We start from the raw sequence: 11,972 nt of genomic DNA on the forward strand, positions 1-11,972 counted from the left end.
CCAAATGCATCAGGATAATTTTGTCCCACCTGATTCAAAACTTCAGATACGGTACTTTGAGATTTGCAGATAATTTCGAGATCTTGCGGTAACTGTCGCTCTACCGCACCGAAGGCTTCAATTCTGATTCTGATCTGTGACATCTTAGCCTCCTATCATGTGCATACTAATTTTGCGGCTGTTTTGATTCATACTTTGACTTTTCAAGCGTTGCTCTATGGCATGAAAGCCCTGTTCTTTGTTCCAGATATATCGGGATAAAGCGTCATACAAATTCAACTCACTTAGAGCGACAGATGAATTTAGTGATTTGATTTCCTTTTTAAGATTCAAGCCTTGAGGTGCAAACAGGCAGTTATAAAATTCACCTTGTGCAGTCAATCGCAAGCGGTCACAGCTGCCACAAAATGAATTGGTAATGGTTGAAATAATTCCAATCGGATGGCCATCAATCAGATACTGGCGTGCGGGTTCCGAAGCTGATTGGGCAGAATTATTAGTTTTTTGAGTGAGCGTAAATTCAGTCGCCAAAGTTTCTAAAATGTATTGTTCACTGACTACATGCTCAGTAGACCAATTGTGATCACCATCAAGTGGCATAAATTCGATAAAGCGCAGGACAATATTTTGCTGAACTGACCAGCGCGCCAATGGCAGGATCTGATCATCATTGATACCCTGCATCAGCACGGTATTGATCTTAACCGGTAAACCTGCAGCTTGTGCTGCCTGAATTCCTTCTAGCACAGGTGCCAAATCTTTTTGAGTCAGCTGTTTAAACTGATCAGCATCCAGACTGTCCAAACTAATATTCAGGTCATCCAGTCCCGCCTGCTTTAAGGCCTGTGCATATTGTTTTAAGTAATGCGCATTCGTAGTCATGGAAATGCGTTGTAGTCCCAGCTTTTTCAGCGCTTGCAGTTGTTCAACAAAATGCACTACGCCCTGACGCATTAACGGCTCACCACCAGTAATGCGGATATACTGGATGCCATGACGCACCATAAAATCGCAAAATTGATACAGCTCTTCAAAACTGAGCAGATCGTGTTTTTTCATCCATTCAGGATGTTCAGGCATACAATAAACACATTTGAAATTGCAGCGATCGGTCACTGAAATCCTTAGCTTGCGCTTGCCACGACCGAATTGATCGACAAACAAGGCATCATTTTTAAGCTGTGTCATCATATTCATGTTGAACATCCATCTTCAGGCATTGGGTGGGTTGTTGCACACATGCGGTGCGCGAAACTCAAATCGCCCAATCTTGTAATAATTAGAATTGCAATAAGTGTTCCAACTTTGTGCCAAAAGCAAAATATTCAGTTTTTAGTGCAGAAATTTGAGCTGTTGATACTGTTGCAGTTCATCCAGCGAGTTAATACTGTGAAAAAATAGCGCACGATTTTTAAAACGTGCCACTTGTGCGTGCAAATCAGCAAAACAGTGTTTAAGACTGCGCTGTTCCTGTTCAAGATGTAAGTTCAGGGTTGCCAGACTGCTGCGTTTGACCAGACAAAATGGATAAAGTGGCTTGCCGTTAATTTCCACATAGGCCACTTCAGCCAGACTATTTTTGGCTAGAGCCTGGTGTAACTTGAGCAATACTTTGGAAGGAATATAAGTTAGGTCACAAGGGACAAACAGTACATAATCCGACTGCACATGCGACCAGGCACTTTTCATGCCCATTAACGGCCCCTGAAAGCCCGGCTCATCATCTTGATAATAATGAACACTGGGAATAAGTTTCTGGTAAATGGAATAGTCGCGATGGCTGTTAATCCAGACCTGTGCAACATTCGATTTCAGCTGTTGGTGAATCTTGATCAGCTGAATCTGGTCATCGAATTTCTGCAACAGTTTATTGATGCCATTCATGCGTCTTGCCTGTCCACCCGCCAGAATTACCAGATCAGTACGTGGATAGGCTGTTTTATTATTTTCTCTCTCGGCTCCTTTTTTCATTCTACCGTCTCCAATTGACATGTTTTAATCAGGCCACGGATTTCAGGTAAACACGAACCACAATTCCCTCCGGCTTTTAAACATGCGGTCACCTGTTTTTCATCCGTAATATTTTTAGTTTTAATGGTGTCAATGATGCGGTTTTTACCGACTTTAAAACAGCTACACACCAGTGGACCTTCATTATTTGCCATCGACATCGGCTGTCCAGCAAGTAAGGCTTTACGGTGCATAGCACTTAAACGTTCACGTTTAAACAGACTTGCCACCCAGTCGCGGTCCGGCAATAAGGCCTTCGGTGCAATATATAGGCTGGCAATCACATGACCATCCTGAAGTATCACGCTATGACTGATGTGGGCGGTCTGATCTTCAAGATTCAGCCATTCAAAACTTTCATCCTGAAATGGCAATAATTCTTTTAAATGCTCAGTGGTGTAGCTAAATTTCTTCCGGTCTGCCAGTTCATAACGTATTGCCTTGCTGGTAGTGATTTTAGTCCACCACACGGTGGCTTCAATCGACGGCCGTACGATTTTTTCAAAGCCTTGACGCACATAAAATACGCCTTGCCACTGGCTATAAAATGGATGGATGATAACCGGAGTATGCTTGAATTCTGGCTCACCCGAAATAGCATCCACTACCGGATTCACCACCTTGCCAATCCGGGCATCGGATGCGACCTGATCATTCCAGTGAATCGGGGCAAAGACCTGTCCACGGCGGATATTGTCACTAATAGTCGCACGCAAGACACAATTGCCCCACTGCGATTTCACCTCAACCAATTCACCATCCTGAATCCCGTATTTTAGTGCATCATTCGGGTGAATTTCACAGTAAGGTTCGGCACGGTGCGTGCTGAGATTTGCAGATAAACCGGTACGGCTCATGGTATGCCATTGGTCACGAATCCGGCCAGTATTCAAAATTAAAGGATATTCACTAGAGGTTTGATGAACCGGATTGACCGCTGAAATTGCAATGAATTTGGCTTTGCCATCTGCATGACTGAACTGACCTTGAGCAAATAACCGGGTGACAGATTTCGCATCTTGATGCTTATCCCAAACTGGCCACTGCACTGGATCCAGTTCGTCATATTCTTGTGCAGTTAAATTACTTAAGCCTTGCAGGTTGAAATAACGGAAATATGGCGTTTCAGATCGCTGACTTAAATCAGAGTTTTGCTCAGCAGATAATCGGGCATGCTCCAGAAAAATGTCATGGCTATTATTAAAATCAAAACCTGTGAAACCCATTTTCTGAGCCACCTGACTGATCGCCCACCAGTCAGCTTTGGCTTGCATCGGTGCATCTAAAAAAGCACGCTGTCTGGAAATACGACGTTCTGAATTGGTCACGGTGCCATCTTTTTCCCCCCAACCTAAAGCAGGTAACAAGACATCAGCATATTGTGTGGTATCCGTATCCTGACAGATATCAGACACTACCACGAATTCACATTTGTCCAGGGCGCGTTTGACCTGATCTGCATCTGGCAAGCTGACCACCGGATTGGTGGCCATAATCCAGATGGCTTTAATCTTACCGCTTTCAACGGCCTGGAATAAATCGACTGCTTTCAGTCCTGCTTGTTTAGCAATATACGGGCTTTGCCAGAAATTTTGTACCAGCTGCTGATGTCCCGGATTTTCTAAATCCAGATGTGCAGCCAGCATATTGGCTAGACCACCGACTTCACGCCCGCCCATCGCATTTGGCTGACCGGTCATGGAAAATGGCGCTGCACCGAGTTTGCCGATTTTACCGGTGAGCAAATGACAGTTAATAATACTGTTGGCTTTATCGACGCCACGTGATGACTGGTTTACGCCCATGGAGAACAACGTTATTACTTTGTCTGTCTGGGCAAACTTTTCAAAGAATTGAGTGAGTTTAACTGCTGAAATACCGGTACGTGCAGCCACATCCTCAATCGAAGCTTCAGTAGAACTGCTCGCTAAAGCCTGTTCCAGCCCTTGGGTATGTGCCGCAACAAATGCGTGATCAACGTAACCATGCTGATGTAAGTACTGTAATAAACCATTAAACAGTGCCACATCCTGACCCGGCAGAATTGGCAAATGCAAATCTGCTGCTTCACAGGTGCTGGTAAAGCGTGGATCAACCACGATCACAAGCAGGTCACGCTGTTCTTTGGCTTTCATAATGCGTTGGTACAATACTGGATGGCACCAAGCGGTATTGGAACCGACCAGTACCACCATGTCAGTATGTTCGAAATCTTCGTAACTGACTGGAACCAAATCTTCGCCAAAGGCACGTTTATGTGCCGCAACCGCAGAGGACATGCAAAGACGTGAATTGGTATCAATATTCGCCGTACCGAGATAGCCTTTGACGAATTTATTCACTACATAATAGTCTTCGGTCAGCAGCTGACCGGAAACATAAAAGGCAATACTGTCACGACCATACTGGTCGATATATTGTTGGAATTTATTGGCAATGGACGAAACTGCAGTATCCCAACTCGTGACTTCACGCTGATCTTTACGACCCAGCATTGGATGTAGTAAACGAGTTTCAAGTCCTAGGGTATCGGCCAAATTACTGCCTTTAATACACAGCTTACCGTAATTAGAAGGATGATTGGCATCGCCTTCAACAGTCACTTTCGAACCTGATATGGTCGGCGTTACATGTGCAGTCACACCACAACCCACGCCACAATATGGGCACGTGGTCTGTGTAGTTTTAGTTTTTAATTCTGTGGAGCTTTCAATTTCCACAACGGGAATACTGTTCATGGATGCTCCTTAGGAGTTGAAACACAATTTAATTCTTTTCAAAAAAGGTTCATTACAACGGTGTCTTTTCAATGCAACTCATTTATTTGGATCAACCTTCGGTTCGACCTACTTTTCTTTCGGGAAAAGTAGGCAAAACCATTGTCATCCGCAAAACTCGCCCTCATCCGGCATGTATCAAAAAGGTCGCAGAAACATTCATTTTCATATTTTGTCTTGGCTCAAACAGTTGCGGATGACGTTTCCGCGAATCTTGGTTTCACCATGACAAATTGATTTTTTACCCTGCTTTCTTTAATGCAAAATCCCGACCAAAAAGCAGCTTGTTACGAATCGTTGCAATTGGGGTTTGATCTGCAATCAGTTCGGCATACCAGGCACCGTCTTCCGTATCACCAAACAGCACCGCACCAATGACTTTATCCTTTTGAATAATAATGCGTTTATAGACCTGACGTTTCTCGTCATTCAGTACGATATCTTCAAAATCATCTTTTGGTTCGAAGTCACCTGCAGAGAACACATCACAACCACTCACTTTCAGCTGAGTCGGAACCGTTGGCGATTTAAAGGTCAGGCTGCCATGCTCGGCCAGATGTGATGCACAAATGAACGCCTGGCCCCAAAGTGGTTCAACCAGACCAAAGGTTTGACCACGGTGCTCGATACATTCACCCATCGCATAAATACTTGGGTCAAAAGTCTGCATGGTGTCATTCACTAGCACACCACGGTTGCAACGCAGACCGGCACTTTGCGCCAATGCGATATTTGGACGAATACCAACTGCGAAGACCACCAAATCAGCAGCCAGCACGGTGCCATCTTTTAGTTTCACTTGGGTCACATGACCTTCTTCACCAATTAAGCATTCGGTATTGGCTTCAGTCAGGATGGTGATACCTTTCTGCTCAATCGCTGTTTTCAGCATCTGACTGGCTTTGCTGTCCAGCTGACGATCCATGATACGATCCATCAGATGCAATACTGTGACATTCATGCCTTGCTGTTGCAGGCCATAAGCAGCTTCCAGACCCAGTAGACCGCCACCAATCACCACCGCATTTTTCTTGGTTTTGCAGTAGTCCAGCATGTTGTTCACATCATAAATGTCGCGGAAGCTGAGTACACCTTTTAAGTCGCTACCTGGAATTGGCGGAACGAATGGTTTGGAACCCGTCGCCAGAATTAAACGGTCATAACTGATCACTTCGCCTTTTTCGGTATAAACCTGCTTACGCAGACGATCGATACGAACCGCTGGATCACCTGCAACCAGACGGATACCTTTGTCGGCATACCATGCATGCGGATGTAGCATGATGTCATCAATGGTTTTCTCACCAGAAAGCACTGGCGACAGCATGATGCGGTTGTAGTTACCCCACGGCTCTTCACCAATCACAGTAATTTCATAACGGTCTGGTGCCATATCCAGCAGGTCTTCCAGACAACGCATGCCTGCCAGACCATTACCAACCAGTACCAGTTTCATTTTCTCCGGTGAAACACCGTTGTTGGTGATATAGGTTTTTTGTGGCACTGGGCTAATGAACACCTTGCCGTTTTCAATCTTGCTTGGAAAAACCAGTAGCTTTTGGTCTTTATCTTCCAAACAGCGGCCAGTCGCCAAACTAAAATGCTGCTTGTAAATTGGTGAAGCGACTACACGTTCACCTTGCAGATCACCAATGATGCCGCGTGACATCACAAATGCTTTACTAAATGGATCCTGGTTACTGAGTGCATAAACACGTTTTTCTGAACCTACACGAAAGATCGCAATTTGCTGATCTTCCACCAAAGCTGCAACGCCAGTATTAGGCGTGATGTCATCCAGTGCACACACTTCAACCCAATTCAGTTCATTCATATCTTTAAACATTGTCATATTCTTGCTCCTTTATTCTTTGAATCAGGCTTCAACTACCGGAATACGGCTGGCATTGCGTTCAGCTTCAGTTTTTGGACGGATCTGACCGCGCACTTCAGTAAATTGAACGTGCGGATCGTTTTGCTGTTCAGCCTTGGCATTAATAAAGGTTTTGAAACGTTTACGGACTTCTGGATCTTCAACTGCAGTACGCCATTCATCCTGATAAGTGCCCACCACATGCTCCATACGACGCTCGAGTTCTGCTGCCAGACCCAGTGAGTCATTCACAACGACATCTTTCAGATAATCCAGGCCACCTTCGAGATTGTCGCGCCATACTGAAGTACGTTGCAGACGGTCTGCAGTCTGGATATAGAACATGAAGAAACGGTCGATATAGCGGACTAGAGTTTGTGTATCCAGATCTGATGCCAGCAGTTCCGCGTGGCGTGGTTTCATACCGCCGTTACCGCAGACATACAGGTTCCAGCCTTTTTCAGTGGCAATCACACCCACGTCTTTGCTTTGTGCTTCGGCACATTCACGGGTACAGCCAGACACGGCCATTTTCAGTTTGTGTGGAGAACGTAAGCCCTTATAGCGGTTTTCCAGATAGATCGCCAAGCCCACAGAATCATCTACACCATAACGGCACCAGGTGCTGCCGACACAAGATTTCACGGTACGCAGCGATTTACCGTAAGCATGCCCCGATTCAAAACCGGCATTGATCAGTTTTTCCCAGATTTCTGGTAATTGATGCAGTTGCGCACCAAACATATCGACACGCTGGCCGCCAGTCAATTTGGTGTACAGACCATATTCTTTAGCAATTTGACCAATGATGATCAGACCATCTGGAGTGACTTCACCACCTGCCATACGAGGAACGACAGAGTAAGTACCATCTTTTTGAATGTTACCGAGGTAGTAGTCGTTACTGTCTTGCAGGCCGGCATGGCTTGGTTTCAGGACAAAGTCGTTCCAGCAAGATGCAAGAATATTGGCCACTGTTGGCTTACAGATATCACAGCCCAGACCATGACCATGTTGCTGGATCAGGTCATCAAAGGTCTTGATTTCATTCACACGAACCAGGTGATACAGTTCCTGGCGTGAATAAGCAAAGTGTTCGCAGAGATGGTTATTTACTGTTACGCCTTGACGTTGTAACTCAGATTTCAGAACTTGCGTCACCAGCGGTGCACAGCCACCACAAGCTGTAGCAGCTTTGGTGCATTTTTTCAGTGCACCAAGCGAAGTTGAACCATCGGCAATCGCTGAACAGATATCCGCTTTAGATACGTTGTTACATGAACAGATCGTTGCGCTGTCTGGGAGCAGGTCTACACCGCTACCGCCTGCTTTTGCAGTCGCTTGATCAAAGCCCGGCATGATCAGGCTTTCCGGATTTTCCGGGATTTCCAGACCATTTAGCATCATTTGCAGCAGGTCGTTATATTCTTTGGCACAACCGACCAGCACTGCACCGAGCAGTTTGGTTTTTTCAGCATTAACTACGATTTTTTTGTAGATCTGCGCTGCTTCATCGGCATAGAAGTAGCTCAGTGAACCTGGTGTCATGGCATGTGCATCACCAACTGATGCAACATCAACGCCCATCAGTTTCAACTTGGTGCTCATGTCTGCGCCAGCAAATGCTGCACATTCTTCTTGTAGTACATGTTTCGCAGCAATACGTGCCATGTCATAGCCTGGTGCAACCAGACCAAAAATCTTGTTATTCCACAGCGCACATTCACCAATCGCGTAAATGTCTGGATTGGAAGTTTGGCAATAATCATTGATCATGATCCCGCCACGCTCACCGATTGCCAGTCCGCTTTGACGTGCCAGCTCATCACGTGGACGGATCCCTGCAGAGAACAGAATGATGTCGGTTTCCAGCTCAGCACCATCACCAAACTTCATCACGTGCTTGGCATTGACACCATCTTCAATAGACGAGGTGGCTTTTTGGGTATGGACTTTAACGCCCAGATCTTCGATTTTGCTGCGTAATACTTTACCGCCTAGATCATCAATTTGAACGGCCATCAGGCGTGGTGCAAATTCAACCACATGCGTTTCCAGATTCAGGTCACGTAGTGCCTTAGCTGCTTCCAGACCTAACAGACCACCACCAATTACTACACCGGTTTTTGAATTCAGGCTGGCTGCACGAATGGCATCCAAGTCTTCAATAGTACGGTAAACAAAGCAATTTTCACGATCATTACCCGGAATTGGTGGAACAAAAGCATAGGAGCCGGTGGCTAAAACCAGTTTGTCATAAGCAATCACATCGCCATGATTAGTGGTGACTGTTTTATTAACAGTATCGATTGCAGTCGCTTTGGTACTCAAACGTAGATCAATTCCATACGCATCTGCAAAGTCGTTACGGCAAAGGGTTAAATCCTTGGCTGATTTTCCAGTGAAATATTCAGTTAAATGTACACGGTCATAAGCCAGACGCGGCTCTTCTGCCAGAATCGTGATTTCAACCTCATCACCCGCATGCTCAAGCACAGATTCAATAAATTTGTGTCCTACCATGCCATGGCCAATCATTACCAGTTTCATATTCCTTCTCCTAAATTTTCTAAATCTTGTATCTTGTGTTTTAAGCCAGGTTGTTTCGTTCAAGAACAGCTTCTTCATATAGCTTTTGCTCTTTGGCCTTATGCTCAACCGAGAAGCGAATCATCAGAACAAAACTTGCTGCAATCACGACCAGGCCGCCAAGTGCCATCAGACAGGTTTGAATATCCAGCATGCCTTTAAGTAAGAATCCTGCGGCGACCGCACCCACGTTACCGCCTGCACCGATAATGCCGGCCACACCACCTAAGGCATCACGGTCAATAAATGGCACCAGCGCATACGTTGCACCACATGCCATGTGGGTAAATAATGCGAAGACAGTCATTGTGATGATGGCCAGCATGGCACTGTTCATTTGCGAGAATAAAATCAGGAATAAGCCTTCCATCAAGATCATGGCAAACAGCACTTTGGTACGTCCGTCCAGGCCTTTTTTGATGGCAACTTTGTCTGAAACGATGCCACCCAGTGCACGGGCAAACAGGGCTAGCAGACCGAAGATCCCGGCCGTCATACCTGCTTCTTTTAAACCAAAGCTGAAGTTTTCTACGTAGTACATGGCTACGATGTTATGAATGAAGATTTCGATACCGAAACAGGCCGCATAAGCGCCAAATAGAATCCAGACACGGTAGTTACGTGCAGCATGCATCAGAATTGCCATGCCACCTTTTTTCTCGCTACCTACCTGGATTCCTGCTGCACGCAGTTCTTTAAAGTTGCCTTGTGGACAGTCCTGAGTGAATTTCCAGTACAATGCACCGACGATCACCATCATTAGGCCTGGAACGATCAGTGCAATTCTCCAGCCCATCGCCTGTTCAACACCGAACATCACCAACGCAGCCAGAAGTAAGGGCATCAAGGCTTGAGTCGCACCACCACCGGCATTTCCCCAACCTGCACTTGTTGCATTGGCTGTACCGACCACATTCGGCGCAAACATGATGCTGGTGTGATATTGGGTAATCACGAAACTGGCACCAATGGCACCAATCAGTAAGCGGAAAAACAGAAAGGACTCATAGCTATTCGCAGAGGCCACACCAAAGACCGGGATACTGCCGAGTACGAGTAAGGCGGTATAGGTTTTCCGGGGACCATATTTGTCACATAGTGGACCGACAATCAGTCGAACCAGAATGGTGATCGCGACTGCTGCAATATTGATATTAGCGATTTGATCTTTGGTTAAGCTGAATTCACCTGCGATCACAGGCATCAGCGGTGCACAGGCGAACCAGGCAAAGAAGCAGACAAAAAACGCGAGCCAACTCATATGGAAGGCTCTCATTGCTGCGCTGCTGAAATTCAAAAGACTTATTTTTGTTGCTTTCTTTTCATATAAATTTGAAGACATCACCATCTCCTTCCAGAACTGAACGTATAGGCTTATCTGCTATGCGAATCGCTGCACACCAGATGCGATCAGAACGGACGTCATTGGCCGTCTTACAAATTTCTTTAGAGTCGTCTTTGACTCAAATTCTATTAAGCACAAAGCGTGCCAATAAAATAATTCTATAAATAAGTATTTGTATTTATATTATTTATCGAAAGGTACTTTTATATTTTTTCTAAATTATAGTGACTGAGAACCAAGCTCTTTCTTATTTTCCTGAGAATATTCATATCCAGATTTTAAAATTGCCACTTCACTGCGCCTTTTGGCACAGCTTTAGTGCAAGGAAGCCTATAATCAAATTAGGTATTTTTAATTAAAGAAAAACTTGTAGTTAAAATTTAAATTTTTTAAATGAGTTAGCTAATTAAGCATCTAAATGTGTCTAATACAATTAAATTTGAAAAATTTTAATTTCAAATTATCTACTTCAATTAAATTTTGGATATATCTAGATTAATAAAAATTTATTGTATATTTTTTAAATAATTACGTACTAGTAACATTAAATAGAGAGCCAATCCAGAAACTGAATAACATAGCAACGATGCCCCAAATCATGACACGCAGTGCGCCTCTCCACATACTGCCACCGCCTGCATAGCTGGCTAATGCTCCCATAATTCCCAGACTAAGCACTCCCACCAGCATGACGCCCTGATCTAGCAAATGTGAAGGCAGAACTAAAATGGATACCAATGGAAATAAAGAACCTACCGTAAATGCTGATGCTGAAGAAAATGCTGCCGTAAAGGGCCGGGCAGCTGTCTGTTCCAGAATTCCAATCTCATCACGTGCATGCGCATCCAAGGCATTATGTGCAGTAAGCTGTTTTGCCACTTCTTCGGCTAGATCAGCTTCTAAACCTCGCTTGATATAAATGTTTTTCAGCTCTCTTAATTCATGTACGGGATGCAGATTTAGTTCCCGCTCTTCCATGGCGAGATCATTTTTTTCAATATCCTGTTGCGACTTAACCGAGATATATTCCCCTGCTGCCATTGAGGCCGCACCAGAAATCAGGCCAGCAACACAAGCAATCAAAAGTGTTTGTGAAGAAGCGCCACTGGCTGCCATCCCAACAACCAGACTGGTCACGGAAATAATTCCATCATTGGCACCAAGCACGGCGGCACGTAACCAGCCAGAACGTTGTATATAGTGTTTTTCATGATGATGGGAATGAGGCATATTTTTCTCGTTCTTCTAGCGGATGAAATAAGATTTTAAATTTTAGTCACTTATTATTTTATCATCTTACTTTAAGCTAAATATTTCAAATATGAATGTTCACTTTCAGAGATATTTTCGAGTTTTATTTAGGGTGTGTTGACACTTT

Annotated in this window: 7 protein-coding genes and 1 pseudogene; all 8 read right to left on the reverse strand. The window is 44.7% G+C overall.

From position 1 onward, the window contains the following. Positions 1-143 (reverse strand): annotated as a pseudogene (locus B4J23_RS14380) (MoaD/ThiS family protein); the annotation flags it as partial. A 1-nt stretch (position 144) separates the two neighbouring features. Continuing rightward, a complete protein-coding gene (gene moaA / locus B4J23_RS05135) occupies positions 145-1,197 on the reverse strand; it encodes a GTP 3',8-cyclase MoaA (protein WP_291359077.1) in 1,053 nt (350 codons plus the stop codon). 135 nt (positions 1,198-1,332) lie between these two features. Then, positions 1,333-1,971 (reverse strand): molybdenum cofactor guanylyltransferase, encoded by a 639-nt coding sequence (gene mobA, locus B4J23_RS05140; RefSeq protein ID WP_179993153.1) that lies wholly within the window; start codon positions 1,969-1,971, stop codon positions 1,333-1,335. Then, complete coding sequence (locus B4J23_RS05145; RefSeq protein ID WP_291359079.1) at positions 1,968-4,748, reverse strand: nitrate reductase; 2,781 nt, start codon at positions 4,746-4,748, stop codon at positions 1,968-1,970. Before B4J23_RS05145 ends, mobA begins: the two co-directional genes overlap by 4 nt. 280 nt (positions 4,749-5,028) lie before the next feature. Then, entirely contained in the window at positions 5,029-6,639 is a 1,611-nt protein-coding gene (nirD, locus tag B4J23_RS05150) for a nitrite reductase small subunit NirD (protein ID WP_291359080.1), read from the reverse strand. Between the two features lie 24 nt (positions 6,640-6,663). Continuing rightward, on the reverse strand, positions 6,664-9,210 hold the full coding sequence (gene nirB, locus B4J23_RS05155; protein WP_291359081.1) for a nitrite reductase large subunit NirB: 2,547 nt from the start codon (positions 9,208-9,210) through the stop codon (positions 6,664-6,666). A 40-nt stretch (positions 9,211-9,250) separates the two neighbouring features. Beyond that, a complete protein-coding gene (locus B4J23_RS05160; RefSeq protein WP_291359082.1) occupies positions 9,251-10,591 on the reverse strand; it encodes an MFS transporter in 1,341 nt (446 codons plus the stop codon). 531 nt (positions 10,592-11,122) lie between these two features. Then, positions 11,123-11,824 (reverse strand): VIT1/CCC1 transporter family protein, encoded by a 702-nt coding sequence (locus tag B4J23_RS05165; protein ID WP_291359083.1) that lies wholly within the window; start codon positions 11,822-11,824, stop codon positions 11,123-11,125. Between the last annotated feature and the right edge of the window lie 148 nt (positions 11,825-11,972).

Origin of the sequence: Acinetobacter sp. UBA3025 (assembly GCF_002367915.1) — a bacterium.
In the GTDB taxonomy this organism is placed as follows: domain Bacteria; phylum Pseudomonadota; class Gammaproteobacteria; order Pseudomonadales; family Moraxellaceae; genus Acinetobacter.

Bases quoted from the DNA above. Each gene is read 5' to 3' on its own strand.
- moaA (WP_291359077.1), bottom strand. From the start codon at position 1,197: ATGAATATGATGACACAGCTTAAAAATGATGCCTTGTTTGTCGATCAA.
- mobA (WP_179993153.1), bottom strand. From the start codon at position 1,971: ATGAAAAAAGGAGCCGAGAGAGAAAATAATAAAACAGCCTATCCACGT.
- B4J23_RS05145 (WP_291359079.1), bottom strand. From the start codon at position 4,748: ATGAACAGTATTCCCGTTGTGGAAATTGAAAGCTCCACAGAATTAAAA.
- nirD (WP_291359080.1), bottom strand. From the start codon at position 6,639: ATGACAATGTTTAAAGATATGAATGAACTGAATTGGGTTGAAGTGTGT.
- nirB (WP_291359081.1), bottom strand. From the start codon at position 9,210: ATGAAACTGGTAATGATTGGCCATGGCATGGTAGGACACAAATTTATT.
- B4J23_RS05160 (WP_291359082.1), bottom strand. From the start codon at position 10,591: ATGTCTTCAAATTTATATGAAAAGAAAGCAACAAAAATAAGTCTTTTG.
- B4J23_RS05165 (WP_291359083.1), bottom strand. From the start codon at position 11,824: ATGCCTCATTCCCATCATCATGAAAAACACTATATACAACGTTCTGGC.